The sequence below is a fragment of the Salmonella enterica subsp. diarizonae genome (assembly GCF_008692785.1).
In the GTDB taxonomy this organism is placed as follows: Bacteria; Pseudomonadota; Gammaproteobacteria; order Enterobacterales; family Enterobacteriaceae; genus Salmonella; species Salmonella diarizonae.
In genome coordinates this window covers 49,613-74,206 of the sequence record NZ_VXJV01000003.1, presented here as the reverse complement: position 1 = coordinate 74,206, position 24,594 = coordinate 49,613, and the positions used below count along the sequence as shown (strand labels likewise).

Annotated in this window: 40 protein-coding genes; 16 read left to right on the top strand and 24 right to left on the bottom strand. The window is 54.5% G+C overall.

Annotation, left to right across the window (positions count from 1 at the left end; genetic code table 11):
* Positions 1 to 7 precede the first annotated feature (7 nt).
* The 20 genes from F4V72_RS07320 to F4V72_RS07225 all read right to left on the bottom strand — a co-directional run bounded on the left by F4V72_RS07320 (position 8) and on the right by F4V72_RS07225 (position 13,642).
* On the bottom strand, positions 8 to 325 hold the full coding sequence (locus tag F4V72_RS07320; protein ID WP_136057920.1) for a phage tail assembly protein: 318 nt from the start codon (positions 323 to 325) through the stop codon (positions 8 to 10).
* Positions 326 to 474: 149 nt separating this feature from the next.
* On the bottom strand, positions 475 to 753 hold the full coding sequence (locus F4V72_RS07315; protein ID WP_232081677.1) for a Gp49 family protein: 279 nt from the start codon (positions 751 to 753) through the stop codon (positions 475 to 477).
* Between the two features lie 2 nt (positions 754 to 755).
* A complete protein-coding gene (locus tag F4V72_RS07310; protein WP_136057919.1) occupies positions 756 to 1,280 on the bottom strand; it encodes a phage major tail tube protein in 525 nt (174 codons plus the stop codon).
* Positions 1,277 to 2,713: a phage tail sheath subtilisin-like domain-containing protein gene (locus F4V72_RS07305; protein ID WP_136057918.1), complete on the bottom strand. Its 1,437-nt coding sequence runs from the start codon at positions 2,711 to 2,713 to the stop codon at positions 1,277 to 1,279. Before F4V72_RS07305 ends, F4V72_RS07310 begins: the two co-directional genes overlap by 4 nt.
* A complete protein-coding gene (locus tag F4V72_RS07300; protein ID WP_136057917.1) occupies positions 2,710 to 2,925 on the bottom strand; it encodes a hypothetical protein in 216 nt (71 codons plus the stop codon). The genes F4V72_RS07305 and F4V72_RS07300 overlap by 4 nt, the downstream gene beginning before the upstream one ends.
* Complete coding sequence (locus F4V72_RS07295) at positions 2,925 to 3,386, bottom strand: Gp37 family protein (RefSeq protein WP_136057916.1); 462 nt, start codon at positions 3,384 to 3,386, stop codon at positions 2,925 to 2,927. The genes F4V72_RS07300 and F4V72_RS07295 overlap by 1 nt, the downstream gene beginning before the upstream one ends.
* A complete protein-coding gene (locus tag F4V72_RS07290; RefSeq protein WP_136057915.1) occupies positions 3,386 to 3,877 on the bottom strand; it encodes a DUF1320 domain-containing protein in 492 nt (163 codons plus the stop codon). Before F4V72_RS07290 ends, F4V72_RS07295 begins: the two co-directional genes overlap by 1 nt.
* Positions 3,877 to 4,218: a capsid cement protein gene (locus F4V72_RS07285; protein WP_136057914.1), complete on the bottom strand. Its 342-nt coding sequence runs from the start codon at positions 4,216 to 4,218 to the stop codon at positions 3,877 to 3,879. Before F4V72_RS07285 ends, F4V72_RS07290 begins: the two co-directional genes overlap by 1 nt.
* Before the next feature lie 2 nt (positions 4,219 to 4,220).
* Positions 4,221 to 5,177, bottom strand: coding sequence for a hypothetical protein (locus F4V72_RS07280; RefSeq protein WP_136057913.1), 957 nt, complete (start codon positions 5,175 to 5,177; stop codon positions 4,221 to 4,223).
* A 9-nt stretch (positions 5,178 to 5,186) separates the two neighbouring features.
* A complete protein-coding gene (locus F4V72_RS07275; protein WP_136057912.1) occupies positions 5,187 to 6,326 on the bottom strand; it encodes a peptidase in 1,140 nt (379 codons plus the stop codon).
* Between the two features lie 239 nt (positions 6,327 to 6,565).
* Entirely contained in the window at positions 6,566 to 7,078 is a 513-nt protein-coding gene (locus tag F4V72_RS07270; RefSeq protein WP_232081678.1) for a phage virion morphogenesis protein, read from the bottom strand.
* Entirely contained in the window at positions 7,075 to 7,896 is an 822-nt protein-coding gene (locus F4V72_RS07265; protein WP_170245752.1) for a phage head morphogenesis protein, read from the bottom strand. Before F4V72_RS07265 ends, F4V72_RS07270 begins: the two co-directional genes overlap by 4 nt.
* Complete coding sequence (locus F4V72_RS07260; RefSeq protein WP_136057911.1) at positions 7,880 to 9,409, bottom strand: DUF935 domain-containing protein; 1,530 nt, start codon at positions 9,407 to 9,409, stop codon at positions 7,880 to 7,882. Before F4V72_RS07260 ends, F4V72_RS07265 begins: the two co-directional genes overlap by 17 nt.
* Complete coding sequence (locus tag F4V72_RS07255; RefSeq protein ID WP_136057910.1) at positions 9,409 to 10,725, bottom strand: terminase large subunit domain-containing protein; 1,317 nt, start codon at positions 10,723 to 10,725, stop codon at positions 9,409 to 9,411. The genes F4V72_RS07260 and F4V72_RS07255 overlap by 1 nt, the downstream gene beginning before the upstream one ends.
* A complete protein-coding gene (locus F4V72_RS07250; protein WP_136057909.1) occupies positions 10,722 to 11,276 on the bottom strand; it encodes a DUF3486 family protein in 555 nt (184 codons plus the stop codon). Before F4V72_RS07250 ends, F4V72_RS07255 begins: the two co-directional genes overlap by 4 nt.
* A 2-nt stretch (positions 11,277 to 11,278) precedes the next feature.
* A complete protein-coding gene (locus tag F4V72_RS07245; protein ID WP_136057908.1) occupies positions 11,279 to 11,590 on the bottom strand; it encodes a hypothetical protein in 312 nt (103 codons plus the stop codon).
* 1 nt (position 11,591) lies between these two features.
* On the bottom strand, positions 11,592 to 11,915 hold the full coding sequence (locus tag F4V72_RS07240; RefSeq protein ID WP_136057907.1) for a hypothetical protein: 324 nt from the start codon (positions 11,913 to 11,915) through the stop codon (positions 11,592 to 11,594).
* Positions 11,912 to 12,562 carry a hypothetical protein gene (locus tag F4V72_RS07235; protein WP_136057906.1) on the bottom strand — a complete coding sequence of 217 codons (651 nt, stop codon included), beginning with the start codon at positions 12,560 to 12,562 and terminating at the stop codon, positions 11,912 to 11,914. Before F4V72_RS07235 ends, F4V72_RS07240 begins: the two co-directional genes overlap by 4 nt.
* Positions 12,552 to 13,280 carry a transglycosylase SLT domain-containing protein gene (locus tag F4V72_RS07230; RefSeq protein WP_136057905.1) on the bottom strand — a complete coding sequence of 243 codons (729 nt, stop codon included), beginning with the start codon at positions 13,278 to 13,280 and terminating at the stop codon, positions 12,552 to 12,554. Before F4V72_RS07230 ends, F4V72_RS07235 begins: the two co-directional genes overlap by 11 nt.
* Before the next feature lie 2 nt (positions 13,281 to 13,282).
* Positions 13,283 to 13,642 carry a putative holin gene (locus tag F4V72_RS07225; RefSeq protein ID WP_136057904.1) on the bottom strand — a complete coding sequence of 120 codons (360 nt, stop codon included), beginning with the start codon at positions 13,640 to 13,642 and terminating at the stop codon, positions 13,283 to 13,285.
* 85 nt (positions 13,643 to 13,727) lie between these two features.
* Between F4V72_RS07225 and F4V72_RS07220 the strand changes: the two genes are divergently transcribed.
* Positions 13,728 to 14,579 (top strand): hypothetical protein, encoded by an 852-nt coding sequence (locus tag F4V72_RS07220; protein ID WP_136057903.1) that lies wholly within the window; start codon positions 13,728 to 13,730, stop codon positions 14,577 to 14,579.
* Between the two features lie 169 nt (positions 14,580 to 14,748).
* Positions 14,749 to 15,561: a DNA adenine methylase gene (locus F4V72_RS07215; RefSeq protein ID WP_136057902.1), complete on the top strand. Its 813-nt coding sequence runs from the start codon at positions 14,749 to 14,751 to the stop codon at positions 15,559 to 15,561.
* On the opposite strand, the gene F4V72_RS07210 is transcribed toward F4V72_RS07215, so the two are convergent.
* The 4 genes from F4V72_RS07210 to F4V72_RS07195 form a co-directional block, all read right to left on the bottom strand.
* Complete coding sequence (locus F4V72_RS07210) at positions 15,562 to 15,891, bottom strand: hypothetical protein (protein ID WP_136057901.1); 330 nt, start codon at positions 15,889 to 15,891, stop codon at positions 15,562 to 15,564.
* A complete protein-coding gene (locus tag F4V72_RS07205) occupies positions 15,884 to 16,258 on the bottom strand; it encodes a hypothetical protein (RefSeq protein ID WP_136057900.1) in 375 nt (124 codons plus the stop codon). Before F4V72_RS07205 ends, F4V72_RS07210 begins: the two co-directional genes overlap by 8 nt.
* An 18-nt stretch (positions 16,259 to 16,276) precedes the next feature.
* Positions 16,277 to 16,681, bottom strand: coding sequence for a hypothetical protein (locus F4V72_RS07200; protein WP_136057899.1), 405 nt, complete (start codon positions 16,679 to 16,681; stop codon positions 16,277 to 16,279).
* A gap of 249 nt (positions 16,682 to 16,930) precedes the next feature.
* Complete coding sequence (locus F4V72_RS07195) at positions 16,931 to 17,284, bottom strand: helix-turn-helix domain-containing protein (RefSeq protein WP_136058592.1); 354 nt, start codon at positions 17,282 to 17,284, stop codon at positions 16,931 to 16,933.
* An 82-nt stretch (positions 17,285 to 17,366) separates the two neighbouring features.
* Between F4V72_RS07195 and F4V72_RS07190 the strand changes: the two genes are divergently transcribed.
* Genes F4V72_RS07190 through F4V72_RS07130 form a run of 14 tightly spaced genes read left to right on the top strand, consistent with a single transcriptional unit; the run spans position 17,367 to position 24,580 of the window.
* Positions 17,367 to 17,555 carry a DNA-binding protein gene (locus F4V72_RS07190; protein ID WP_136057898.1) on the top strand — a complete coding sequence of 63 codons (189 nt, stop codon included), beginning with the start codon at positions 17,367 to 17,369 and terminating at the stop codon, positions 17,553 to 17,555.
* A gap of 41 nt (positions 17,556 to 17,596) precedes the next feature.
* Positions 17,597 to 17,926 carry a helix-turn-helix domain-containing protein gene (locus tag F4V72_RS07185; RefSeq protein ID WP_136057897.1) on the top strand — a complete coding sequence of 110 codons (330 nt, stop codon included), beginning with the start codon at positions 17,597 to 17,599 and terminating at the stop codon, positions 17,924 to 17,926.
* A gap of 2 nt (positions 17,927 to 17,928) precedes the next feature.
* Complete coding sequence (locus F4V72_RS07180) at positions 17,929 to 18,867, top strand: hypothetical protein (RefSeq protein ID WP_136057896.1); 939 nt, start codon at positions 17,929 to 17,931, stop codon at positions 18,865 to 18,867.
* 4 nt (positions 18,868 to 18,871) lie between these two features.
* Positions 18,872 to 19,189, top strand: coding sequence for a hypothetical protein (locus tag F4V72_RS07175; RefSeq protein WP_136057895.1), 318 nt, complete (start codon positions 18,872 to 18,874; stop codon positions 19,187 to 19,189).
* Positions 19,182 to 19,412, top strand: a complete 231-nt coding sequence (locus F4V72_RS07170) for a hypothetical protein (protein ID WP_136057894.1) — start codon at positions 19,182 to 19,184, stop codon at positions 19,410 to 19,412. The genes F4V72_RS07175 and F4V72_RS07170 overlap by 8 nt, the downstream gene beginning before the upstream one ends.
* Before the next feature lie 2 nt (positions 19,413 to 19,414).
* The gene (locus F4V72_RS07165) at positions 19,415 to 21,214 is read left to right on the top strand and encodes a DDE-type integrase/transposase/recombinase (RefSeq protein WP_136057893.1); all 1,800 of its coding nucleotides are present in this window, start codon (positions 19,415 to 19,417) and stop codon (positions 21,212 to 21,214) included.
* Positions 21,215 to 21,247: 33 nt separating this feature from the next.
* Positions 21,248 to 21,493, top strand: a complete 246-nt coding sequence (locus F4V72_RS07160; RefSeq protein ID WP_136057892.1) for a hypothetical protein — start codon at positions 21,248 to 21,250, stop codon at positions 21,491 to 21,493.
* A gap of 12 nt (positions 21,494 to 21,505) precedes the next feature.
* Positions 21,506 to 22,693, top strand: coding sequence for an ExeA family protein (locus F4V72_RS07155; protein WP_136057891.1), 1,188 nt, complete (start codon positions 21,506 to 21,508; stop codon positions 22,691 to 22,693).
* A gap of 9 nt (positions 22,694 to 22,702) precedes the next feature.
* Complete coding sequence (locus F4V72_RS07150; protein WP_136057890.1) at positions 22,703 to 23,080, top strand: DUF2528 family protein; 378 nt, start codon at positions 22,703 to 22,705, stop codon at positions 23,078 to 23,080.
* Entirely contained in the window at positions 23,080 to 23,367 is a 288-nt protein-coding gene (locus F4V72_RS07145) for a hypothetical protein (RefSeq protein ID WP_136057889.1), read from the top strand. Before F4V72_RS07150 ends, F4V72_RS07145 begins: the two co-directional genes overlap by 1 nt.
* On the top strand, positions 23,367 to 23,606 hold the full coding sequence (locus F4V72_RS07140; protein WP_136057888.1) for a hypothetical protein: 240 nt from the start codon (positions 23,367 to 23,369) through the stop codon (positions 23,604 to 23,606). The genes F4V72_RS07145 and F4V72_RS07140 overlap by 1 nt, the downstream gene beginning before the upstream one ends.
* Positions 23,607 to 23,629: 23 nt before the next feature.
* The gene (locus F4V72_RS07135) at positions 23,630 to 24,151 is read left to right on the top strand and encodes a host-nuclease inhibitor Gam family protein (RefSeq protein ID WP_136057887.1); all 522 of its coding nucleotides are present in this window, start codon (positions 23,630 to 23,632) and stop codon (positions 24,149 to 24,151) included.
* Positions 24,148 to 24,324 carry a hypothetical protein gene (locus F4V72_RS24090; protein ID WP_170245748.1) on the top strand — a complete coding sequence of 59 codons (177 nt, stop codon included), beginning with the start codon at positions 24,148 to 24,150 and terminating at the stop codon, positions 24,322 to 24,324. The genes F4V72_RS07135 and F4V72_RS24090 overlap by 4 nt, the downstream gene beginning before the upstream one ends.
* Complete coding sequence (locus tag F4V72_RS07130; RefSeq protein ID WP_136057886.1) at positions 24,317 to 24,580, top strand: hypothetical protein; 264 nt, start codon at positions 24,317 to 24,319, stop codon at positions 24,578 to 24,580. The genes F4V72_RS24090 and F4V72_RS07130 overlap by 8 nt, the downstream gene beginning before the upstream one ends.
* The last annotated feature ends 14 nt before the right edge of the window (positions 24,581 to 24,594 follow it).

Below are 24,594 nucleotides of genomic sequence, written 5' to 3'. Positions count from 1 at the left end.
CGCATCATCACTCGTCAGCCAGCCCGGCGAACTGTCGAAATCGTTTTGAAAGCGCCTGGTAATCTTCCAGATCCATGCCGGTTAAATCCTCCGGGTTCAGCTCCGTCATGCGGGCGATAAGCGCCTCATCCCATTCGTCGGAGTTTTTAAACTGTCGTTTGGCCGCTTTCATATCGGCAACCTTTAAGCGGCGCAGCGTGACGCAGGTAAGCATTTCGCCAGTGGCGAGCTTGTAGGGGTATTTCAGCGTGTAGCCATCGGCGCAGGTATTCGACACCTCAGCAGGTGAATGGCTGACGTTATCTTCGGTCTGGATATTTTCCATAAATGCCTCGTCTGTATAAATGAAAGAATCAGTGACAGACCGAGCATATAAAGGAAGGGATAAAAGGGCTTTTAAAGGGGTTTAAAGAAGTGCGGGGACATCCATTTCCCCAGAAACCTGCCGGGACTCCCTCCCGGATACTGCGCTCTCTACAGGGTGTTCTGTTTCGCGGCCTGCTTCAGACGGTAACCTTCCATCTCCCACAGCCGGTTAACCGCGTCCGTTCTGGCGTTCTCAACAGCAATATCATAACCGGTATCGCTGCTGAACTGCGCCGGATCAATACAGGCGCTTTTCCCCGTTCCCGCCACGAATCCATCGGGCATTACCGCAATGGCCACCGTGCAGGTGGTGCCGGGAAAATGATAAGTATGGAATGTCAGGCTGTCCGCCAGGGCGTCAATGAAACTTTTTTCAACCTTCAGCATTATCAGCCCCCGATATTGGCGTTGTAGTCGGCCAGCATATCCTGACCGTCGACGCGGAAAATATTATTGTCCACGTCCAGCTCCAGAATCTCTTCACCGTCCAGCATCATTTTGACGTAGGTGCAGCCGTATTCCGAGTTCAGGTCAGGCGCTTCCAGTTGCTTGAATGTCCCCAGCGGGGATTTTTTAAAGTTCACGCTGAGTGTAACAACCAGCGGCACTTCATCCTGACGACCTGAACCTGCATAGCGAACCACGCTGGCGCGCAGCTGCAGCTGGTAAACCTTAAACGGGTTGGCAACAAGTTTTGCAGCCTCCGGGTACAGGCCATTCCACTTGATTTCACCTTCCATTTTGTCAAAGCCGTAGGGCAGCTCAACCTTACCGATTTTCCCCAGCGCTTTGTGCTCCTGAACCACAGTCGCAATATCCGGCAGCTTGACCTCCTCAGCACGTCCCAGGAAGTTTTTACCGTCAAGATAGATATTGGCGTTAGTGATGATGTTACGTGCGATTTTTTTGGTCATTTGCCGCCTCCGCTTTTCAGGTTCATCACGTACTCATCGGTAATTTCTGCTTCATAGGTCAGCCACTCCATCGGGATCGAGGGGGTGATTTTATAGCTGACGCGAAGATGCCCGGAGCCGAGTTCAGAACGGGTATTGCGGGCCTTGTCGTACCAGACCTTAAAGCCCAGCAGTGCGCCGTCGCCGGACATGGTGCGGGCATAATTCTCCGCTGTACCCAGGATGTTATCTATCAGGGCATCACTCATGGGCTGGTCAATATACTGCAGCGAGGTCAGACGCAGTGACTCGTTAAAGATATCCGCCGTGCGCCTGACGTTCTCAAAGCTGGTAATGTGCGTCGACGTCGGAAACGCCGCGTTACGGTTACCCCACAGACGAATACCGGTGCCGAAACTGTTAAAGACGGTGGTAACACCCGCTTCGTTAAGCAGATTTGCCTCACAGGTCGCATCATCAATTCGCGCGGAAATCGGGCGCTCCATTCCGGTAACGCCCTTGATCTCGTGGTTGGAGGACGATACCCAGTACCCCTCATCGAGATCGACACGCGCACGCAGGGCGGCAGCACGAACTGACAGCGGCTCCAGCCGGTCAGCGTTCGTCACCGGATCGTAAACCTTCAGGTGCGGGTAGCACAGGCGGACGCGATCTGATGACGTATTGAAGTTGATGGTGCCTTTCGGGCCACGTCCGGCCAGCACCTGCTGGACGCTGCAGCCCACCGGCGCATCGACATACGCCACCGCGCCGAGCTTGTCGGCCATCACCGACAGCGCTGCCGTGACCGACATCTGCGTACAGTACACCGGCGCAATCAGGATTTTGCTGTCAAAGCCCAGGTCACTGAAGACATCATCCAGCGCCAGAATCCCGCCGCGGCGACCGGAAGCACCCACCGAACCGATAATATCTGCCGCTGTCACTTTTGACGGATCAAGCCAGGTGTAAGTCACCTTCACGCTATCGGTGGCCATGATGCCACCATCAGCCAGTCGGGTAATCACGCCGGACGAGGCATCGAGGGTGTAATCCTTACCGGCAACATACGTGGTGGCGCCGGTGGCGTCTTTCACCACCACCTCACTGACCATGCCGTGAGCAAGCCTTGCGCCACCTTCAGGGGTGATAAACTCATCCGCCACGCGGCTGCTGTGCGCTGCCGGATTCAGCACATTAATCACCACCACCGACATAACGCCGTGGTCGGCAATGGCCCTTAGCGCCTGCGGAATGGTAAAGCCCGGCAGCTCCGGCCCGTACTGCGCAGCGGCGGTCTCCGAATCAATCAGGACATGCGTATTGACCGGGCCAGCCGGTGCCGTACCAATCAGGCCGATAACGGCGGATTTAACCTGTTTTACCGGACGCGGACCACCGAGCGTCTCTCGGGTGTTCGCGCCGTGGAACCAGCTAGGGTTCTGACTGTTCACTGTGTACCTCCGGTGGACGGGATATCTTTAGTGGTGGTCTGGCGTTTCGGGGCTTTCACTTCCTGCAGGTGACCTTCCGCCACTAACGCCAGCGCGTACTCATTATCCGGCGCAAATTCCACTTCCTGCCCCGGCCACAACATGACCTCGCGGACGGTATCGCCGTCATTGAGACTCACGCCGGACGGCGGGCCACTGTAAATGTATTTCATTATTCCTCTTCCTCATAAAGCGACGCGGGAATACCTTCCGGCTCTTCCGGGTCATCCTGCACAAACATGGTTCGCGCCTGCACGACCAGCGCAAACATCCAGACGCCGGACGCAAAGCCGAGACATTTTTCACTGACCAGCACATACGGGGCATGGCATCCTGCAGGCCGGAATCCGGCCAGTGCGCGGCGGGTCTCATCAAGCGCCTGAATGGCACCGGTCGACGTGTTCAGCTCACGAAAGACCAGGGTGATAACCACGCGCACCGGCTGCTCCTGCATCACGCAGTCAATGGCGCTGTTAGTGCCAAAGTCGGCATTGCTGTAACTGACCAGCAGCGCGCCGGTATCGTGATTGAGCCGGTAGTTCTCCGGGTCATCAGGGAACAATTCACTGTCAAGCAAGGGCAGTTTTTCCTGCAGCCTTGCCACCGTGGCATTCAGTATCTTCAGGGTGTTCATCAGTATTTCTCCAGCCAGCCGCCCGGCCCGCCGAGCGTGGCCCGGCGCGACTTCACACGTATCTGACCGGGGTCAGGCATGTCCTTACCTTCCGGTGCAATACCGAGGGTGAGGCCGCCGTTCTTGATGTCAGTCAGCATCTGGCGCGTGGCGTTGTACGACGTCTCCACGGTCTTTGGCACTGCCATTTCCGGTCGGCGCTCGTAGAGCTTCTGGCGCACGATGTTTACGGCCAGGTCACGCAGCACCGTGGGACTGGAGGCTTTCACCGCGACCACGTCGTAACGCCCGCGCAGGTGCGCATCAATCAGCTCGCAGGCGCTGCGAATGGCATCCTCGATCACATCAGCGTTGATCTCAGATGCCTGCGGTCGGGAAAACACACGTCCGTCATCATCGGCGACCGGCGCATCAGCAGACGAATCGCTCGTCAGTTGAAGCAGCGTGCGCCGTGATATGACCTTTTCAACATCCGCCTGCGAGCAGTACATTACGCACCCCACATCACGCGAAGCGTGTTACCGGCAGCGGCTGCAGCGGTGATGGCCACGCCAACCTGTTCAGGCTTGCCGGTGGCCTCCAGCGGGATGACGCAGCCGTTATCATCGGACTGCAGCTTATCGCCGGGGTTAATGGCCGCACCGGCTTCGGCGGCGATAATGCCCAGCACGTTCAGCGGCACCGCATCACCTTCAACACCGTCAACCTCCGCCACGCCAAAGGCTTTTGCACCTTTCGCACAGGTGTTGCCGTCATAGCCCACCAGACGCTGCTGTGTCACCGCGCCTGCCGCGATGATGGTAGTAGCCAGAATGACCTGTTGCGTTGCCATAATTACGCCCCCTTCAGGTTGGTCATGATGTAGCCTGCGTCACCGCCAACCACCGCCATTTTGTAGATGTCGGTATAGCGGGCGTAGCTGATTTTGCCGCCCTCGCCGGGGTAGGTGTCAGCAATGGGCAGACCATTCAGCTCAAAGTTGTAGCCAAACGACGGCTCGTTCTCATCGCCGTTGTCGCCTTCGTTCTGCGGCCCGGAGACATGGAACAGCATCAGGTTGTCTTTCCAGATATCGACGGTCTTCGCCGCCGCATCCTTTTTGTCGTTGTCTTCGAGTTTCACCGGATAACCGATAACGATGTTTTCAATCTCGAAAATATCTTTCATCAGCTCGACGGTAATGCGCTTGCGCTCGTTGGCCCCCATCACAGCCTGCAGGGCAGGATGGAAACGCAGCAGCGGAAGCACGCTTGCCCCCATGACCATCAGGTTAGGACGCAGGCCGATGGCATCACGCACCGCATCCATCCCGGAAGAGACATCACGTACCGGGTCGCCTTTACCACCGGCCCAACTGTCAGCGGCGGTAAATTTGCGCACATTCTCTTTGAGGTACAGCGAGGTGCTCTGCGCCATCGCCGCTGCCGCCACCTCCTGGCTTAACAGAATGCCGTTACGGGCGCGCTTGACGGCCTTGGCCTGCTCGTTAAACATCGACTCATGCTGCTCGCGGTAGTCCACCGGGAACGCCAGATCGTGTTCATCAAGTACGATATCCATCGTGCCGGTCTTCTCGCGGGTGGCAATGTTACTTGCCGCACCCATGGCGCGCAGGGTCTCGTAAGTGGCGAACACGCCCTTACCGAAGGTCGGCACCTTGATACCTTCCTTCTCCACGCCGACTCGCGGGAAAATAAACGAGCTGATAAAGTCCGCATTTTTATAGCCGCGTGCGACGCTGGTGAGGATGGGGTCGGCAACGCGCTTACCTTTTAAATATTCAGACGACATGGTCTCTCCTTAAATCAGGCGGCGAACCGCAGCCTCGTAGGTGATGTTTTCAGCCTTCATCAGCGACACCGCTTTCGTGTGCATCTCAAGGCGTGCCGGGTCGGCCTCCGCGAACTCAGCCGGAATGGCGCTGCGGTCAGTGTTGTCAGCGGTGGCCACCTCGCCAAAATCCAGCAGCGGTCGGGCCTTCTGCATCTGCGTTTTGAACGCATCGACCAGCGGCTGTTCGCTGCCGTTCTCGCTGAAGCTGACCGGCTCATCGCCGCCGCCCAGCGCATCCAGCACCGCAACCACCAGGCCTTTCCCGGCAGGAGCCAGACGCGCATCACTCACCAGGCTGTCCGCAAACGCCACGTTGGCGTTATGACGCTCAGTGGTCGCACGCAGCGCCTCCGCTTTATTACGCTCTTCAATCTGGCGCTTCAGATCGTCGTTCTCTTTCTGAAGTTTCGCCTGTAACTCTTTATCCACGGCGGGTTCCTCCGGTGGTGTGGGGGCCGGTTTTTCGGCCACGGGTTGGATTGCGTCTTCTGCCGGTATCCCGACAGGGTCAGAAAATGCAGGTGTGGTGTCTGTCGCGGTTGTGCGAGCTGCCTCATCGCGCAGACTGTCAATCATGTAGTCCGGCACCACGCTGTCGGCTTTCTCCATCCCGAACTGGCTGATGATGAAATCCCTGATACGCGAGAACAGTGACGCAGTGGTCTGCAGGCTCCAGTCGGCAAACTCAACAACGCCTTCCTCATCCTCAGCAAAGGAAACCTGTTTTAATCCCTTAACGGCGGGCGGCTGCGCACCGAGAAAACCAACGTGGCGCAGGTAGTATTTGCCTGGCGTCGGGTTGCCGGGGGAGTTGGGGCAATAAAAAGAAGAGGAGACCTTGCTGAAGCGACGCTTCCTGACCATCTCGGCAAACTGCGGATCGATATCGCGGGGAGCCGCCTTCAGGCCATCACTGTCTTTGCTGACACCGCTCACCCATCCCCAGGCCGGGGCATCTGTTTTGGGATGTCCGATAACAATCGGCGCTTCATGCAGCTTTGGGTCATACACCGCCGCAATATTACCAAGGTCAGCATCGCTGAAGTTAATCCGGTGACCATGCATATCGGTATGGATACCGGACTTAAAGATGTGAATGAGATTCATGTGGCACTCCCGTTGTTTTGCTCACAATAACGGGGAGTACAGGGCGTGACTTTTAAAGGACTTTAAAGAATGGCGCAGGGAAGAAATCAGGGAAGCCGGAGGGGGAACGTCATCCGGGGCAGAATATCACCCCGGAAGATAGTCAGGAAGCGGTTTAAAACGGTTTAGAAGGCACCTGTCTGAAAAAAGTCATACGATGGCCGCACTGAAATCACTCAGGCGCTCAGTGGGCCGCATATTCAACCGCGCCCGTTTGCGGCCTCACGCAGAAAATCGGTCGCCAGGGTAAGCATTTTTTGCTCCAGCCCCTTCTGGGGTTTGCCGTCGGCATCGACGGGGAGGAAGGGACGCGCCGGAAACGCCTGTTTCCATGCCTTCGTCATCATATCGGGTTTACGTCTGTCTTTTGATGGTCTGGATTTATGATTCAACGTCAGCCCCAGCTGATGGGTGACTCCGTATTCCACGTTCGTTCCCACCATCGCATGCCCGGCATCGTACTTTTCAGTGATACTCCGGCGCAGGTGACCGGAGAGCGAGAGCGTTTCCCCTGTGCGCGCCTGCGCGGCAGCGGAAGGCTCCCACGGCGGATTACCCTGATCCCGAAAGTTCAGCGCGGTCGTGGCGGCCAGCAGGCCTGCGATTTTACGCATCAACGGGGAAGTGTCACGCCCGGCCTCCGCCATCCCGTTAATCATCCGGGTGACGTCAGTCAGGTTAAGGTCGATGGTCATCAGGTCTTTTTTGCTCATTGCGACAACTCCTGTTTTGCAAGTTCTGCCAGCGGCCCGCTGTACTTGTTCAGGTCAGGACGATATGCCACGCCGGGGTTATACGAGAATCCGGGGTCGGGACTGACGGTTTTACCACCCACAGTCCAGGTGGCCACCGGGCGCATCTCACCGGTATTGCGGGAAACCAGCTGCATCTTCTCACCGAGCACGCCTTCAAGACCGCCGATGAAGAGACCGCGCTCTTTGACCTCCTGCGCCGTCAGGGTTATCACGCTGCAGCGACAGCCCCAGCCGTTCGGCGGGTAATACTTCTGCCAGAACGGATGAGACAGCGGCAGTACCGTGCCATCCAGCAACAGGTGAACCGGGCGGGTGTGGCTGTCCCGGATGGCCACATACAACCCGTAAGTCCGGTCGTCGGCATTCTGGATTTGTTCAGCCCAGCGTCCGCCGCTGTACACCATCGACATGTTGGTACGAAAAATGGTATCGAGACGCCACGGACTGCCTGCCTGAATTTCCTGCTCTTCGCCGGTATCAGGGTTGACGTCGGTAATGCGTCCCCACCATCCCTTCGCCTGCAGTACCGGCTCCAGTTCCTTACGAAACCAGCGCCCGGACTTACCCTCAGCCGCCGCTTTCTCCAGCGCGTTGTAGATATCCTGGAGAATATCAAGACGGGTCACCTTCGCAATGGTCTTCGCGCCCGCGTGCTCTTCCTGCCATAAGTCGTGCCAGTCCCACGAAATGAACACCTCTTTTTTAGCGAGGTACTCAATGATTTTTTCTGGGGGCAGGCGCATACAGACCGCAATATCGCTAGCCGTGAGCATAATGAATCCCCAGCACCTTCGCGAGGAAGCGGACTTTCGCCAGCCGTTCGACCAGCTCGTCACCGTTCATCTGCGGGTAAATCGACGCCAGTTGGCCCATCAGGTCAGTGGGCGTGGCACCGTTGCGTATCGCCTCAAACACCGGAGCCAGCAGCGGGGCCATTACGTCATCGTTCATCAGGGTGTCGCTTACCGAACTGAGCGCCTCATCGAGCTTGTCCCGGACATCGGAATCAGCGCGCGCTGCGGCCTCCGCAAAGCCCAGCGACGGCTGACCGGTGAGCGGCATCTGCCCCCATGAGGATGACGGCAGCATCATCGCCTGCGGGTTAATGTCGCCCGGCTGCAGGCCATATTCACGCTGGTAATACTGCTCAGTGAAGAACCCGCGCGTCTGGCTCAGCGTCTGGTCGCGCTTTGCCTGGGTGTCGTCAATGCTCTCCTGTTCCCACAGGTTCCAGACCGGCACCGGCACATCGCCGAAGTTCAGCTGTGCCGCCCACTGCAGTACCTGATTGATGGCACCGGTCACAATCGCCGCATCACCGTCACGAATGTCATCAGTGACCTCAAGCCCCGCCTGTGCGCTGGCCTTGTTGGTCTCAGCTTCAGTGGTCTGGTTCTGCCCCAGCAACGCGATTGATATTTCAGCGCGCGCCATGGTGATCATTGCCTGGAAGATATCACTGGACGCGCTCTTGCCCATCGGCTCTTTAATTTCGACGCTGTCGCCTTCGGGGATAACCGCAATCGCGTCCTGAACCATCTGCTCAAGCCCGTCCATCAGCTGGTCGATATCCGACTGCGTGGCCCCGCGCGCATGTTTACCCACCGCCCACGGCGTGGCGTATTTCTCAACAAACTGCATCCAGAACCGCCAGCCGTGTTTTTTAAACATCCCCGGCCAGAAGCACATGGAAAGGTCGGCGAACCCATAAGGGTTATCGTAGGTCGCATCCTGTGTCGGGCAGATAAACTTGTAGTCAGGCGGAAGAATACCCTCAGACGGCACGTTTTTACCCCGAAAGCGCAGCTGATTATCCGTATCGAAATGGAACCATTCAGGCGGTTTGGCGACGATATTACTGACCGTGAAGCGCCCGTTATCTTTCGCCCACATCAGTTCGGCGGGCTGCCAGCCAAAGAGCGGCGCATCGAGCAACCCGCCGATGATGGCGTCCATATCCCACGCGGCCATCATGTCTTTTAAAAATTCGCAGACCGGCGTGTCGGTATCGCCCTCATTGAACCCGCGCTCCAGCGCTTTCACCGCCGACTTGCGACGGCGAATGGCGCTGCCGACAAGCGGGTCAACGCGCAGATCACGATAGGCACGAATATCCATGCCCGCCGCTTTCAGTATCGGGTCAGGATTGGGCAGCATGCCAAAGAACGAGCCAAAGCCCCAGACGGTATTGCCACGCGAGGCTATCTCATCGGTGAGGCGGCGCTTGTCGCGCTCGGCAAAGCTGACAAATTTTGTTGGTGAAACATAAAGCCCTTTAACGCTGCTCATTAATACCCCCTGAGAATACCCGGCATCCGGCGCGCGCCGCGCGAGTACACCATGGTCGGCCCGTTGTCCGTTCCGGCAGCATTCAGCGCCAGAAAACCCGCCCATGCGCGGTCGGCGTGACCGGCAGCGTCACTCTCCGCCACAAAGCGCGGCTGGCCCGTTGGCCCGGAGACCTTCTGCAGCTTGTGCAGGTCGCTTCTGAGTTCCGTATCGCCCAGCGGGATACGGATTTTGCGATCTTCAAACGCTTCTTTGCCCCGCGTGGCCAGCGTCAGTTTGTTGGGGGTATTGAACAGCACACCCTCAACCCGCATGTCGCCATGGCGCAGCTTTGCATCTTCGACCGGCTTTTCACCCATCCCGGTCTGGTCCATACAGCAACGCAACACGCGGTAACGGAAGAACACATCATCCAGCAGCGCGTCCTGTTCGGCGAACTTCGCACGCTTGCGCGTAATGATTTCCCGCGTCCACAGCACGTCCCCGACCAGCTCCAGCACCCAGATAACAAACAGGTCATGACGAATACCAATATCGACGCCCACATAGCAGGGACCACCGGTGTAGTGTTCCGGCAGGCCCGCCATGTCGTGCTCGACGCCGTCAATCAGTTCGTAGGAGAGCCACGCGCTGGCCTCATCCAGCCACTTCAGTTCAAACTCCTGCGCCCACGCATCTTCATCGTTGAGCGCCAGCTTCATCTCGTCGATATTGCGCGGCAGCCCGTCAGCCACGGCGCGGTAAATATCGACCGTGTGGCGGGACCAGACGGCGTCCAGCGCCTTATCGGTCATCAGTTCGTAGAACTTATTACCTTTACCGTTAGGTGTGGAGGTGACGCGCAACTTAAAGCCATTGGAAATAACCGGGAACAGTGCCGTCCAGATTTTGCGACTGTCGGCATGGAAGCCAAATTCATCCAGAAAGACGTTGGCGGCAAAGCCACGCGCGGTATCCGGGTTGGCGGGCAGCGCGGTGATACGGGAGCCGCCCGGCAGGACCGCTTCCAGCATGGTGTAGCGCTCGCCGTTCGCGGCGTGGTAATAGCTCTCAATCTCCTGTGCGACCATGCTGTACGCCTGACAGTGCTTTTTAACGCCTTCCTCCATGGCTTCTTTCGCCTGACGCTCCCCGCGCGAGAGAATAACCCATCGGGTACGTCCGCCGCTGGCCTCCACCTCAAAGCAGTCGTCGACCAGCTCAAGCGTGGTGGTGAACGTCTTCCCGGTCTGGCGGGCAAACATGCCTATCTTGAAGCGGGCGCGGTCAAGGAACCATGCCTGCTGGTAGGGGTGTAACTGAATGGCGGCACTCATGACACAATCCCGTAAATCTGTTCGCGAACCAGCTTCAGCGTCTCAAGACTCAGACGGCCATCACCACCTTTGGCCTGACATTCCAGTTCATCCATCTTTGCATCCAGCTTGTCGCGCACATCCAGCTGGAATTTTTTCAGGTTCACGGAGGCGCGTGTCAGGGTGGCGATGTTTTTCGAGGCAATCGCCAGCAGCTTCGCGCGTTTCTCGTTCTCCTTTGGATCGTCACCCTCGACGGCCTTCAGACGCATGAAGATATCAATCATCTCGGTCTGGATAAGCGCCATCAGACCGCCGGAGCGGTCGTCGCTGTCATCCTCCGCCTCACGGGCCATCAGTCGCGCCGCCTCGGTGGCCGCACGTACGCGCGCCAGTTGCTGTTCCATCCTGTAGCCAAAGCGCTGCAGGCTGGAGCGGGTTATCACAAAACCCTTGTCCTTTAGCAGCGCCTCCAGCTCGGCATAGCCTGTGAAGTTACGCTCGGTCAGCGCCCGTTCAAGCCAGCGCCGGACATCCTGCGGCAGTACATCCAGTGAACTTTTGCGCCCCATAATCATTCACTCCAGTATTTGTCCGGGCGGGCAATGCCCGGATCGCAGGGAATGGTGTACTCAACCAGGTCAATACCGGTGCGGGTTAAGTCGGCAAACCACATGCCGCTGGGCTGTTTCGTGATTTCAATCAGACGCCGGTCACTCAGGTAGTCCATCTCCTGGCGCACCTCAAGTTTCGTGGCGTCCTGATAAATGGATCGCGCAATATCAAACAGCAGATGTTCACTGGTGGTGTACGGACGCGACTTGTTGAGCGCAACCAGCAGGCTCCAGCGCAGGGACTCGCGGCGAACGCGGATAATATCAGTCATGTTAACCTCTCAGATTTTGTTGGTGCGCAACGCTACCGAGCTTCTCGTAGACAGCGTCCAGCTTGGCTTCAATCACCGTCTGGCCGCGTATGTAATCCTCACGACGGACATAGTCGACGGGCAGCTTCGCCTTAAACTCCAGGAACTCACGCTCCAGATCGTTCCAGCGCGACGCCGTCTCTTTCATGGTCTGCTCCAGCGACGCGAACCGGGCAGCCTGCCGCGCTTCTGCGTTGTTGAATAACCATTTCGCCAGCCCGCAGACCGCACCGATAAACGAAATCAGGAAGCCAACCAGCGTCCAGAACTCAACCTGTATGGTCATTGATGCAATCCTTCTGTGTAATCCAGCACGCCGTTCAGTTGCTCACGCCAGACACGGCACTGCCGGGCGTTGTCGGTAACGTTGGCGAGGATATCGGCCTGACTGACGCCGGAGTCGCGTAACCGGGTGACAGCGGTATCAGTTGTCCCGGTCGTTGTGCCAGCGCTGGCGGAAGCGGCGGTAGCGGATTCGTGATGACCGGCGCTGTATGGGGCGGTGACACCGAGGGCGGCGTTGTACTGCTGCACGAAACCGCGAGTAAACACGCACTCAATGGGATGGCTCTTGCCTTTTTCATCCACCCACTGGCGGGTGACGTCGGCAATCTGTTTTTTAAGGGCAGCATTCTCACGCTCCAGCTGTTGTTTTTTGGCCTGAAAATCCTCGTCCGCCTTGTGCGCGGCGGCGACCTGCGCGTTATAGCGCCTGACAATCTCCATCAGCGCTTCGGTCTGTTTCACCGCGTCTTCACGCCGGTATGTATCAAACTGCGACTGCAGTTGCGCTACCTGCTGTTCACCATCACGCCAGCCTTCTTTACGCCCGGTGGTGTAGCCTTTAAGCCAGGTGGCGGCAAAGATCATGATGATGGCCAGCACCAGCGCAATGCTTGTCCAGGGCAGACGCTTAATCCATTTAACCCACACAATTAGCCCCTCCCCACGACAGGTAGCGCGGGGCCAGCTCACGCAGAATGCGCTGCGGGTAGTGGCGGTTCTCCCGCCAGTTGGCGACACTTCGCCCGGCATTGACCGTTTCAACCGCACCAAACCAGCGGGCGTCATCGAGACCGCGCGTTCGTGCCAGCCTGCGGTCGCGGTTGACCCAACCCAGTCCTCCGTTGTAGGCAGACAATGTCATGGCCATACGCTCACAGCCGTCAGGCACGGCCACACGGCTCCACAGCCAGCGGTCGTAACTGACCAGCGCCCGGATGGCCCAGCCGGGGTTATACGGTTCGCGCGAGGCCAGGTGCGGCATCAGTCCGGCAATCCATTCAGATGTCGACGGCATGAACTGCGCCAGCCCCTGCGCGCCGACAGGTGAACGGGCGGCAGGATTCCAGCCCGACTCCTGATGCAGCTGCGCGGCAAAATCAGCGACCGGCGCATTCAGTCCCCAGTCCACGCGGGCAGAACGAATAACATCACTGCGGTATTTGAGGGCGACGGTCGGTGGTTCAGCGGCGTCAGCCTGCGAGAAGAACCCGCCACACCAGAGCAGCCAGGCGGTAACCAGCGTGGCAATCAGGCTTGACAGAAAGCCGATAAACCCGTTTTTTTTCTTAGAGCTATCAGCCAGTGACATACCAAGACCCATCAGGGCCAGCACGCACCAGACGATTTGCGGCCAGTGAAAAATCATCGTTACAACCCCATCGCCACAGCCAGACATACCGCCGCGACAATCATTGCGCGACGGATCAATACAGCCGCAAAGACCAGGTGATTTCCCGTCTCCACCGGATAGCGACCGATATCCATCAGTTGCGGAACGTGACGCTGGAACTGTCCGGGACGAGCCTTGGGGAACAGCGAACGGTCCAGCCAGTAGCCGAGTACAGCAGCGAGCGAAATGAGCGACAGCTTGTAGACCACCACCGGCAGCTGCTGCGGCGACACCACCGCAATTACCAGAAACATCACGGCAGCGGCCAGCAACCAGCCCCACAGGCGCGGGCGTGGCGCAGTGGCAACAAAGCGGGAAAGGCGTTTGAATTTTTTCATTGAATGCGTCTCCTTGAATGATGGAGACAGCATGACAAAGCGGGGTTTAAATCGCTTTTAAAGGGCTTTAATAGTGGCGGTAAATATGGATGTGCAGGATGGGGACTCGTTTAATCACGGAGTCAATATCATGTCAAAGACACTTAACCCCACCATCACTATTACCGTATCAGGTCCGACAGGCTCAGGCAAAAGTCGCGTGCTGGCGGTGATTGCGGATGTGCTGAGGCTCATCCACAGCGACTGTATTATTGAAGCGCCTGACGTGAAAGCAGAAAAGGAGATGTGCGGGGATGATTACACCGCGTGGCATAAGCCCCGCAGCGGCACCATCTTTAAACTGAAAGAAGTTAATCTGCCGGGGTCACTCCAGAAGCCCACCATACGCGGCATGAGCCACAGTGAAGTGATGGCGTGGTTTGAGGAATACGGATTCAGGGATAAGGTCGGCCATCCGCTGACGCTGAATCTCGATTTCCGTGAGTTACTGTATCTGGCACTGGATCACCAGGGCAAGCCAGACAGGGAAATCACCATTGATGATTTGGTTGATCGCCCGGTTCCGGTCCATATTCAGGCACTGATGAGCAAGCTTGGGGTATCGTTTGAAGAGTATCAGGAAACCGACCTGCAGCCGGTAGTTGACCTGATTAACTGGGCGCTGACAACTACTCCAGTCCCGGAACAAACAATGCAGGCATATAAAAAAGGAAATGAATACTCCAGCCAAAATCCAAATTGCTTATCTGGAGTTGTAAATAAAGACGAACAGAATGCCCCACAGCACACCTTACTTACCCCGGAAGATATCATTCGTCAGGTGACTGAATCTGTTATCGCCATTCTGGATTGCCACAAACAGCAGCAAATACACCGCGAGGAACTCACTGAGAAAATCAGGAAAGAAATCCTGAATCTTCACAACAAACTTGGTTAACCCTCCCCGGAAAAGAGCGACCTGCCGGGAGGTGCCTAAACCTTCGGCAGGCCATCAACCCACAGAACATCCCTGTGAGTCAACCGAGGCCCTTCCGTTCTCGCGAGAACAGGATGAGCCTATGCCATGCAGGCATTATTTTTCAACTATTGAAAAAGGCTTACAGTAAATGAAAGAACAATCACTCCCGATTGTGCCGTGGATAGGCGGTAAACGCCGTCTGGCAAAGCACATCCTGCCACTGTTTCCCAAACATACCTGCTACGTGGAGCCGTTCTGCGGCGCTGCTGCGTTGTATTTTCTCAAAGAACCCAGCCGCGTTGAAGTTATCAACGACGTCAACAATGAACTGGTGAACCTGTACCGCGTGGTCAAGCACCATCTGGAAGAGTTTGTACGGCAGTTCAAATGGGCACTGGTCAGCCGTCAGATCTACAAGTGGTTGCAGGTAACGCCGGAAGAAACACTGACCGATATCCAGCGTGCCGCCCGGTTCTACTATCTACAGAAGCAGGCGTTTGGCGGTAAGGTTGCGGATCACACCTTTGGTACATCGACCACCAGCGGCCCACGATTTAACCTGCTTCGCATCGAGGAAGAGTTATCGCTGGCGCACCTGCGACTTTCCAGAACCATTATTGAGCATATGGACTGGAGTAAGTGTATTGAGCGCTATGACCGCCCGCACACGCTGTTCTACTGCGACCCGCCGTACTGGGGAACGGAAGGCTATGGCGTGGATTTTCCACTTGCGGAATATGAGCGCATGGCGCAGCTGGCCACCAGCATGAAGGGGAACGTGATTATCTCAGTAAACGACATACCGGAGATGCGTCAAGCCTTTGCGGGGTTGGAGATACGGTCAGTAGGTATCAAGTACAACCTGCAGACAACGGAAAAGGCAAAACCAAAACAGGAACTGATTATCAGGAATTTTTTAGTAACAAGGTCAAGGATGACTACAACCTATCCTCATTTATAATCAATGAAAAAGCACTTTAGCCACAGCAAGACCAATTGTTAGAGCTGCAAAAATAGCCCCTGCAATCCATTTTGTCTGGTTGTTCATTTCCTTACGTATATCGCCGATTTCTTTATGCAAAGTCACCTCCGTCGCTCCCGTACTACGAATAACAGCGATATCAGTTTTAATCTGAGCAACATTCTCTTCTAGCTTTTGAATTCGCCTGTCCATATCACCTCCTCCGCCATTGCCATTACTGAAATCAGTATGATCCTGCACAGCAGGGAAATCAACAGATTGAGCGGAAGACTTGTTTAAACCTATATTATACACATTAGACTCACTCACCCCCTTGCTCCTCTTGTTTTTTCATTGCTGCATTAGTGTCTATTATTGATCTGACTCGCTTATAAGAAAAAAGCATCATATATGCACATGTATTACATGTAATTCTAAACACAGGAAGACCCCCTGCAAACGAAATGGTTTTCGCACCTTCTTTTAACTCCGCGTAATTAAGGGATTCGATGACATCCATGGTTCCCCATGGCTCTCCTGCATCTAATCCCTCAACAACGCCTTGCACATCCCATGACTTACCCGCACAAACTGGGCACACAAGAGGCCCCTTAAAGGAATTAATAAAATCTATGAATTCGTCTGTTGTTACCCGAGAGGAGGATATATGTAATTCATTAATATTAAAGTGGCTCATGGTGTTCTCGCTCACATATCAATGATGCATGGAATGCTTACCGCCATTCGTGGCCTTCATAAACTTTTTAACGATAGGCTCCATCAACTCACGCATGTCACCCTGCTCATCAAGAGGCAAATCAGCAAGAGCATAATCAAACGCCTCAAGCATGATCTCGTAGTTGTCGCCGTTATGCTCGCCCGTCAATATATAGAAGAGATCAAATCCGGCCTTATCCAGTGCAACCTGAATGTCTTCAGCCATTTCATACACTTTGAAGTCAGGTTTCTCATCGGAGACCAGGTCATAGAAGTACGGCGTTAACCCCAGTATCTCAGCCATTCGTTCTTCGCTAATACCAAGCCTTTTCTTCTCTTTGAGGATTCGTTCTGTTGCGGTTAAATCCCAGTCACTCTTTAGTATTTGTTTCTTTGCTGACATAGCGTTTCCTTATGTGGTTTCGGCCGAAACTATAAGGAAGCTAAAGCCTGCAGATAGCATTTTTCAACATTTAATGAAACCCATTTACAATAAAATTCACTTTATTCTTTCTTACCACCGCCATTCCCTTTACGAGAAAAGATGTTGATCACGTTATCAACGTCAGGCTCATCGCTGTTCTTTAGTCGTTCATACTTCCTTGTGCGCAGGCGCTCAGGTGGGCCGCGAGGTAAATTGGTGACACTGCAATCAACTGGCGAATTTGTTTGGTTTTGGCTGTGATAGCGATTCGCCAACACGGAGAAGTGTTTTTCTATCGTCTGCACTCATACCATCGTAGGCATCCACTAACGCTTGTTTCTCAGGTGACATTTTTGGGATATCTGATGAAATTTGTGATCGCTGCCCTGTAACAACATAAAGAACATCTAAGCCAACTTCAGCCCATAAACCTAAAGCGTCAGCTCCAGGGGATGATTCGTCTTTTTCCCATCTCAACTGACTCTTATAGGAAGCCCCAACCATTTGAGCGAAGTCAGTTTGACTAAAACCCAAGCGTTTTCTTTCTTCTTTTAGTCGTTCCCCTTGTGACATTTTTGTCATAACCCTCTTTACATATCCCATTTTTGGGATAATAATACACCTTAAATAGAACAACCATTGTTGCACCAAATAAGGAGCCAACATGACCGCAGATCAAGTTAAAAACAACCTGCGCCAACAAGGCAAAACCATTACTGCGTGGGCTAAAGAAAACAACTATCCACGTAAAGCCGTGTACCGCGTATTGAACGGACAAACCAAAGCCCACTACGGCATAGGGCATGAGATAGCTGTAAAACTCGGACTCAAATCCAACAACATCGCCGCTTAATTTATTGTAACAGCCTTTCAGTAATTAGTAAGGAGGATCAAATGGCAAAACCTACTGGCAAGTCACCGTCAGCCGCGCGTACCGCCAGAATCCTGAAGGCGCTTTCAGGTCGTACTAATACCGGTATGTCCGCAGGTGAAATCGCTGATGCAACACATATTCCCAAAACCCGCATGTCTGAACTGCTGGATGCCCTTATAGAAGAGAATCTCGTTATTGAGGTTTTCACCCCTGATGGCGAAAGCACCCTGCGATACGCACACTCAACCGCGCTTTTGCAGATGGCGTATGACTGCATGAAAGAAGACGCACTCATTAGGCAACGTCTGGAGCGCAAACAAAAACTCTTAATGAAAGGGACGGGTAAATAATCATGGGGCGTAGAGCTAAAAATACTATCGATGTTGAACCAATGACGCCCGCTATTCCTGGGCAGGACTTTGAACACCCATACCCTGAGTTATCACAGGAAGATATTCAGGCACAGGGTGAGCGCGATCTCCTGAATCAACTTCTTGGTCAGGCCCAAATGGCAGATGCGTTTGGTAAATTTTCCCGCACGGTGCGGACTTCCAAACTTGCTTTTATCAAGGAAAACAAGCTGTACCGTCATCTCAAAGGAAATAAAACTCCGCACGGTGCGGAGTTTTCAGGAACATGGGAAGGTTTTTGCGAATTACTTGGTTCATCAGTCGATCAGGTTGATCGAGACATCACCAACCTCCGTACCTTCGGCGAAGAAGCCCTCGAATCCATGTCCCGCATGGGTATCGGTTACCGCGAGCTACGCCAGTTCCGCAAGCTGCCGGAGGATTCCAAAACCGCCCTTATCGAAGTGGCCAAACAGGGCGACAAAGAAAGTCTGCTCGATCTCGCCGAAGAGTTGATTGCCCGTCAGAACGACGAAAAAGAGCAACTGGCAAAGCAACTGGCCGATACCGAGGCCGACCTTGAAGCCAGCCGCAAGCGCGCAGCAGACCTGAAATCCTCCCGCGATGAGCTGGAAGACAAGCTGCACGAAGAGCGCTTCAAGCCCATTACCGACAATGAACTGGCCGAACGCACCCGACTGGAAGCAACGTCTATCAGCAGCAAGATTGCCCGCGAACTGATGGGCGCACTGCAGGGCGCGTTTGCCGAACTGGAGAAAGACACCGCTGACCGTGGCGTTGACCACAGCAGTTTTATGGCGGGCCTCGTTTGCGAAATCCGCAGTGAGCTTGACGATATCGTCACGCGCTTTTCCATCCCTGACATGGTGGCAGAAGTGACACCGCCTGCATGGGTTAACGACAATACCGAAGAGGAGTAACCACATGGATAACAAACACAATGAAGCCATCCGCGCAAACGGGAAGCGACTGTTAACCCAGAAAGAAGTTGGTGATTTTCTCAATTACGTTTTTAGCCCAGCCCCAGACCGTGACAACCAGGAACGCTTACGCATGAAGCATTTTATATGCGGCATCCAGACTGTACTGACTCAGACTAACCGCGCCCTTGAGTTCGCACAGAAAGACCGCTGGGGTATTGCGCAGGCATACCTGAATAACATCGCCCACACCATCGACAGCCTGAAACGCGTGGCGCGGGAAAAATCATCAGCTCCTGCTCAGGAGGTTAATCATGACTAACGCACCCGTCATCAAACTCCGCCGCACCAAAGAACAGCAGGCGCAGCGTGACGAGTTCCTGAAAGCCGCTGCGCTGGCCCAGAACTGGATTAACCATATCGTCCGTTTTGCCGAGCAGGACAACTGGTCTGAGGTGGAGTTTTATCTCGGTACTGGCAGGTATGACTACGAAAAATTGAAGAGCCTGCTGCCCACAGACCGTGCTGAACCACAAGGTAACTGACCATGAACGCCGCCCTGAATCAGCGCCTGATGCACTATGCAGATGCCGCCCGGCATGCCGGTCATGGGCGTAAAGAACCGATATACAAAGCCGCCTGCGAGGAACTCCGCATGTCACGCGCCACATTACTGAAAAAGCTGAAAGCATTTCAGCCTGCCGCACAGCGCAAGCAACGCGCCGACGCGGGCTGTAGCGCCCTGACGCGTGAAGAAGCACTGGTGATATCCGGGGCATGGCTGGAGTCGCGGCGTAATAATGACAAGCGCCTGTACAGCCTTGAAAGCGTGGTCAAAGCCCTGCGTACTAACGGCATGATAATGGCAGGTCGTACCGATGAAGAGACCGGCGAATTTTTTCCACTGTCCATCGATGCCATCAGTCGGGCGCTGCGGTCATATCACCTGCATTACGATCAACTCCAGAACCCAACTCCATCGCTGGAGCTGGCAAGCAAACACCCAAACCACGTATGGGAGATAGATGCTTCCATCTGTGTACTTTATTACCTGAAGAACCCCGGCAAAAAAGTCAAAGGTGATACCGGCCTGCGCGTGATGGACAGGGATACGTTCTACAAGAACAAACCTAAAAATCTGGATCGTATCGTTAACGACCGCGTGTGGTCCTTCGAACTCATCGATCACACCACTAACTGGATCTACGTGGAATACCGCTTCGGTGGCGAAAGCGCTGAAAACTTTCTGTCGGTAATGATTAACGCCATGCAGGAGCGAGGCGGCGCAGATGTGTTACACGGCGTTCCTTCCATCCTGTATACCGACCCCGGCTCGGCGCTGGTCTCCGCGTCGATGCTGAACATGTGCCGGGCGTTGGGTATTCGTTGCCTGCAGCATAAGGCCCGCAATGCCCGCGCCACCGGTGCGGTGGAAAAAGCGCGTGACATTATCGAATGCGATTTTGAAGCGGGCCTGCGGTTTTGCCGCGTGGAGACTATCGAGGAACTGAACCGATACGTCCGCCTGTGGCGCATGAGTTACAACCGCAATCATATTCACAGCCGCTATGGCATGAGTCGCACGGAGAGCTGGCTGCGCATCACCCCGGAAAAACTGATAAAAGCCCCTCCGGTAGATATATGCCGGGAACTGGCAGTGGCAGCGCCGGAAGAGCGCACTGTCACCAGCAAGCTGCGCGTGTCTTTCCGGGGGCAGGAATTCAGCGTGGAAAGCGTACCGGGCGCATGCGTTGGCGACAAGCTGCAGATTACCCGCAATCCATGGCATGAGAACGAGGCCCGCATCATCGTCACCGACGAAGACGGGTTTGAACAATATCTGCCGGTTTACGCGGTGGAAAAAGATGAGTGGGGATATGCCGTTAATGCACCGGTGATTGGCGAACGCTACGGCCAGATGCCAGAGACCGATGCACAGCACAGCCGTAACGAAGTGGAACAACATATCTACGGCACGAGTAATGATGAAGAAACCTCCGCTGCCCGCAAGGCCGGAGCGATACCGTTCGGCGGGCGTTTCAATCCGTATAAAGAAATTGAAGACGCACAGCACAACAGCCCGACTTATCTGCCACGCAAAGGCAGTGAGCTACAACCACGGGTACGAGTACACCAGATTGAGATAGCACCACTTAGCCACGTCAAAGCGGCGATGGCATTACGAACCCGATTTGATGCGCTGCGGCGCGAGTGGAACCCCACTCACTACCAGTATCTGGTAGACAACTGGCCTGATGGTGTCCCTGAAGAACAACTGGACGCCATCATGCAGGAACTGCTGGCCCTGAGCGACAACGTCGTGGTCAGCCTGGCGGCAGGCAAATAGCCTTCCTTTATATAGACAGAAGAGGACAACCCTATGAAACAGCAGACACAACCCCTTGCTATCGCCGTTAAGCGTGCCGTGCGCCACGACCTGACGATACGTTTTCGGGATAAGAGCTACAGCCTGCGCGGCATCCCAAATCTGGTAAGCGGCATGGTCGTCACCATCACGCACTACGGCTGGTATCCGCACGACAGTCTGATTGTGAATTTCGTCAACAACGCTGGCATATCACGTGACTGGCTGGTTGGATGCGCCGACATAGCGACCGCAGCCTGAGAGGGATTAACGATGTTGCTACTGAAAAAACAACTGCAGCACCTGCAGATAGACCAGAAGGAGGTTGCCGTAATGCTGGGTATATCAAAAGCGGCTATGGCGCAGCTGGTAAACCACGGGCAGTGGCCACGTCGTAAAACCGAACAACTCAGGAAGCGGATCACTGAGCTGCTGCAGGCTCACAACGTGGACACCACCCACAGTTTTGACGAGGTCAGGCAGCAGGCAACCGCCGTTACTCAGGTACAACAGACAACAGAAGAGGACAGCATGTTACTCAAAAAACAGACATTAAGCCAGAAGGCGAAAAAGGCGTTTAAGTTATTCACTAACCCGTTCGACGATACCGCTATTCAGAGCGCGGCGGACATGTTCATCACGTCCGATATCCGCTATGTGCGCGAGGCTATGTTCCAGACGGCGGTTCACGGCGGCATGCTGGCGCTGTGGGGGGAGTCCGGTTCCGGCAAGTCCACTTTGCGCCGTGACCTGATTGACCGTCTGCAACGCGAAAGCGCTGGCACCGTGGTTATCGAACCCTACGTTCTGGCGATGGAAGACAACGATCGCACAGGCAAAACCCTGAAATCTGCCAGCATCGCCGAGGCTATCCTGCGGGCGGTTGCACCGGGCGAACGCCCGAAACAGTCACCGGAAGCACGGTTTGCGCAGGTACATCAGGCGCTGAAGGACAGCGCTGAAAGTTCCAAGTGCGGCCATGTACTGATTATTGAGGAAGCCCACTCGCTGCCGGTTCCCACACTGAAACACCTCAAGCGATTCCTGGAGCTGGAGCACGGCTTTAAGCGCCTGCTGGCCATCATCCTGATAGGCCAGCAGGAGCTGCGTGACAAACTCAGCGAGCGTAGCGCCTCGGTGCGTGAGGTAGTCCAGCGCTGCGAGATGGTCAGACTTGAACCACTTGAAGATGATCTTGAAGCCTTCCTGGCGTTTAAGTTTGACCGCGCAGGCCGCAAGGTCAGCGAGTTCATTGACGAGTCAGGCATCCAGGCCATCCGCGACAAAATGACCGTTAAGGTGGGCAAAAATCCCGATACCAGGAAGGATGTTTTTGCCAGCAACCTTTACCCACTGGCCATTGGCAACCTGATGATTGCCGCCATTAACGAAGCAGCAGCGATTGGCGTGCCGGTGGTTAACGGCGACGTAATAAAAAATATCAACCCACACATCCGATAAGGAGTAAATATGTCAGATATCAAGCGTTATGAAATCACCTGGAATGCCCACGAGGACGCGCCGGTATTAACCGTGGAGATTGACCACTCCGTCTGCACTGATGAATTACTTCACCAGATTAATAACTTCTTTATTAACGCAGAAGATCGTTATCTGGACAGTGACTGCGATATTACTGCCACTGTATTAAAAATGCTGGCCGCTACCTGCTTTACCGAACAAACAGGCCCGACCGGAGACTGGAATACCCAGGGCCTTATTGCCTTGTTTGAGGACGGTAATATGGAAGGCTGGCCACCAATGGACGGCAGCGAGGGTATAAAAATCCTGGGTTGTGATTCCCCTGGCGTGTGTTACGACGACATGGAAGTGGAAAAGGTGTCGTGATGCGCAGCCGCTTAATCATCAACTGCGACAATAAGCGCATCCAGGAGCAGATGGCTCAGGTCGGTAGCGCTATTGCCCAACTTAACGCCATGGATTTCAATGTCGATCGCGTGGAAATTGACGGCTACCAGCGCCCCAGTATCCGGGTTAACTATGACAACCGCTGCCGTCAGGAACAGGAGCATGGTAAAGCCGTTCGCTATGGTAGCGGCAATGACGATAAAGGTAATTATGAATGGTGGCAGATTCAGGTGAATAACTGCCGCGTAACATGGGAAGCACGATAATGAATGACACAGTAAAAGTTGCTATCAGAGCAGAAGCCACCGTCAGATTCGAAAAAATAGTGGAAATGGAAAAAGCAGATTACGACCGCTATCTGAAAATTTGCGAGGAATGGTCTTCTGGCCGAGAAGTTGAAGAGCAGATAAAAGAAATCGCTTTTAAATATGACTTTGATGATAGTGCTGACGATATAGATCATATTAGTGAGCCCGAAGAAATAGAGTTTGAGTTAGTTAAATAACCCCACTTAAAAGGTAATTAGAAATGGCGAAATCAAAATCGCGGCTTAAAGCTGCGGCGGCTTCCTACACGCCGCAATCGAAAGAACAGGTCAGCGTTGATATTAAAAAAATCGGCGATATTCAGCGAGAATTAACCCGTATTGAAACGGACGCTAACGACCAGATAGCAATAATCATGAACCAGAACACCCCGAAGATTGAGGCGTTGCGGGCTGAACTCGACGTGCTGCAGAAAGGCGTGCAGACGTGGTGCGAGGCCAATCGCAGCACTATCACTAAGGGAGATTCCAAGACTGCCAACCTGATTACTGGTGAGGTGGCATGGCGAAAAAAACCGGACTCCGTCAACCTCAAAGGTGTTGAAATTGTTATTGAGACACTGAAGAAATTAAAACTCGACCGCTTTATTCGCCGTAAGGAGGAAGTCAATAAGGACGCTATTCTGGCCGACAAAGAAGCCGTAAAGGGTATTACCGGCATCTCTATTGTTTCCGGTAAAGAGACATTCTCAATTACGCCATTTGAGCAGGAGATAGAGAAATGAAATTCGACGTTATTCAACATCTGCGTAGAAAGGCTGAGAAGGAAATTAACCGCGCTATGCGTGCCGCTGAGTCGGGCAACGACCAGGAGGCAGCAAAGCTGTTTATGCAGGCAGGCGGAACACTGATAACGCTGAGTCGTGGACTGGAAATAGAAGGAGGTAATCGTGATTGATAAAAGCAAAACCGGTGTAGTTGTGGGGCATGGTCTTCTGGATATTCAGAGGCAATGCCAGTGCGAAACCCTGAGCGAGAAAGCGCACATCCTCACTCTTTCTATTTACAGTTCCGCTACAGCGCTGGCAGGTATTGTGGGATTTGATGGAGCAGAAAAGATACTGAACGATGTCCAGCAACATCTGAAAGATAACCGCGCACAGATAACAAGCGAAATACTGGAAATGCTGAAACCAGTAAAAGAATGGCACTGATTAAAATAGACAGG

What these genes read in the sequence shown, in the direction of transcription:
- F4V72_RS07320 (WP_136057920.1), bottom strand. Translation starts at nt 325, where the DNA reads ATGGAAAATATCCAGACCGAAGATAACGTCAGCCATTCACCTGCTGAG.
- F4V72_RS07315 (WP_232081677.1), bottom strand. Translation starts at nt 753, where the DNA reads ATGCTGAAGGTTGAAAAAAGTTTCATTGACGCCCTGGCGGACAGCCTG.
- F4V72_RS07310 (WP_136057919.1), bottom strand. Translation starts at nt 1,280, where the DNA reads ATGACCAAAAAAATCGCACGTAACATCATCACTAACGCCAATATCTAT.
- F4V72_RS07300 (WP_136057917.1), bottom strand. Translation starts at nt 2,925, where the DNA reads ATGAAATACATTTACAGTGGCCCGCCGTCCGGCGTGAGTCTCAATGAC.
- F4V72_RS07295 (WP_136057916.1), bottom strand. Translation starts at nt 3,386, where the DNA reads ATGAACACCCTGAAGATACTGAATGCCACGGTGGCAAGGCTGCAGGAA.
- F4V72_RS07290 (WP_136057915.1), bottom strand. Translation starts at nt 3,877, where the DNA reads ATGTACTGCTCGCAGGCGGATGTTGAAAAGGTCATATCACGGCGCACG.
- F4V72_RS07285 (WP_136057914.1), bottom strand. Translation starts at nt 4,218, where the DNA reads ATGGCAACGCAACAGGTCATTCTGGCTACTACCATCATCGCGGCAGGC.
- F4V72_RS07280 (WP_136057913.1), bottom strand. Translation starts at nt 5,177, where the DNA reads ATGTCGTCTGAATATTTAAAAGGTAAGCGCGTTGCCGACCCCATCCTC.
- F4V72_RS07275 (WP_136057912.1), bottom strand. Translation starts at nt 6,326, where the DNA reads ATGAATCTCATTCACATCTTTAAGTCCGGTATCCATACCGATATGCAT.
- F4V72_RS07270 (WP_232081678.1), bottom strand. Translation starts at nt 7,078, where the DNA reads ATGAGCAAAAAAGACCTGATGACCATCGACCTTAACCTGACTGACGTC.
- F4V72_RS07260 (WP_136057911.1), bottom strand. Translation starts at nt 9,409, where the DNA reads ATGAGCAGCGTTAAAGGGCTTTATGTTTCACCAACAAAATTTGTCAGC.
- F4V72_RS07255 (WP_136057910.1), bottom strand. Translation starts at nt 10,725, where the DNA reads ATGAGTGCCGCCATTCAGTTACACCCCTACCAGCAGGCATGGTTCCTT.
- F4V72_RS07250 (WP_136057909.1), bottom strand. Translation starts at nt 11,276, where the DNA reads ATGGGGCGCAAAAGTTCACTGGATGTACTGCCGCAGGATGTCCGGCGC.
- F4V72_RS07245 (WP_136057908.1), bottom strand. Translation starts at nt 11,590, where the DNA reads ATGACTGATATTATCCGCGTTCGCCGCGAGTCCCTGCGCTGGAGCCTG.
- F4V72_RS07240 (WP_136057907.1), bottom strand. Translation starts at nt 11,915, where the DNA reads ATGACCATACAGGTTGAGTTCTGGACGCTGGTTGGCTTCCTGATTTCG.
- F4V72_RS07230 (WP_136057905.1), bottom strand. Translation starts at nt 13,280, where the DNA reads ATGATTTTTCACTGGCCGCAAATCGTCTGGTGCGTGCTGGCCCTGATG.
- F4V72_RS07225 (WP_136057904.1), bottom strand. Translation starts at nt 13,642, where the DNA reads ATGAAAAAATTCAAACGCCTTTCCCGCTTTGTTGCCACTGCGCCACGC.
- F4V72_RS07220 (WP_136057903.1), top strand. Translation starts at nt 13,728, where the DNA reads ATGGATGTGCAGGATGGGGACTCGTTTAATCACGGAGTCAATATCATG.
- F4V72_RS07215 (WP_136057902.1), top strand. Translation starts at nt 14,749, where the DNA reads ATGAAAGAACAATCACTCCCGATTGTGCCGTGGATAGGCGGTAAACGC.
- F4V72_RS07205 (WP_136057900.1), bottom strand. Translation starts at nt 16,258, where the DNA reads ATGAGCCACTTTAATATTAATGAATTACATATATCCTCCTCTCGGGTA.
- F4V72_RS07200 (WP_136057899.1), bottom strand. Translation starts at nt 16,681, where the DNA reads ATGTCAGCAAAGAAACAAATACTAAAGAGTGACTGGGATTTAACCGCA.
- F4V72_RS07195 (WP_136058592.1), bottom strand. Translation starts at nt 17,284, where the DNA reads ATGACAAAAATGTCACAAGGGGAACGACTAAAAGAAGAAAGAAAACGC.
- F4V72_RS07190 (WP_136057898.1), top strand. Translation starts at nt 17,367, where the DNA reads ATGACCGCAGATCAAGTTAAAAACAACCTGCGCCAACAAGGCAAAACC.
- F4V72_RS07185 (WP_136057897.1), top strand. Translation starts at nt 17,597, where the DNA reads ATGGCAAAACCTACTGGCAAGTCACCGTCAGCCGCGCGTACCGCCAGA.
- F4V72_RS07180 (WP_136057896.1), top strand. Translation starts at nt 17,929, where the DNA reads ATGGGGCGTAGAGCTAAAAATACTATCGATGTTGAACCAATGACGCCC.
- F4V72_RS07175 (WP_136057895.1), top strand. Translation starts at nt 18,872, where the DNA reads ATGGATAACAAACACAATGAAGCCATCCGCGCAAACGGGAAGCGACTG.
- F4V72_RS07170 (WP_136057894.1), top strand. Translation starts at nt 19,182, where the DNA reads ATGACTAACGCACCCGTCATCAAACTCCGCCGCACCAAAGAACAGCAG.
- F4V72_RS07165 (WP_136057893.1), top strand. Translation starts at nt 19,415, where the DNA reads ATGAACGCCGCCCTGAATCAGCGCCTGATGCACTATGCAGATGCCGCC.
- F4V72_RS07160 (WP_136057892.1), top strand. Translation starts at nt 21,248, where the DNA reads ATGAAACAGCAGACACAACCCCTTGCTATCGCCGTTAAGCGTGCCGTG.
- F4V72_RS07155 (WP_136057891.1), top strand. Translation starts at nt 21,506, where the DNA reads ATGTTGCTACTGAAAAAACAACTGCAGCACCTGCAGATAGACCAGAAG.
- F4V72_RS07150 (WP_136057890.1), top strand. Translation starts at nt 22,703, where the DNA reads ATGTCAGATATCAAGCGTTATGAAATCACCTGGAATGCCCACGAGGAC.
- F4V72_RS07145 (WP_136057889.1), top strand. Translation starts at nt 23,080, where the DNA reads ATGCGCAGCCGCTTAATCATCAACTGCGACAATAAGCGCATCCAGGAG.
- F4V72_RS07140 (WP_136057888.1), top strand. Translation starts at nt 23,367, where the DNA reads ATGAATGACACAGTAAAAGTTGCTATCAGAGCAGAAGCCACCGTCAGA.
- F4V72_RS07135 (WP_136057887.1), top strand. Translation starts at nt 23,630, where the DNA reads ATGGCGAAATCAAAATCGCGGCTTAAAGCTGCGGCGGCTTCCTACACG.
- F4V72_RS24090 (WP_170245748.1), top strand. Translation starts at nt 24,148, where the DNA reads ATGAAATTCGACGTTATTCAACATCTGCGTAGAAAGGCTGAGAAGGAA.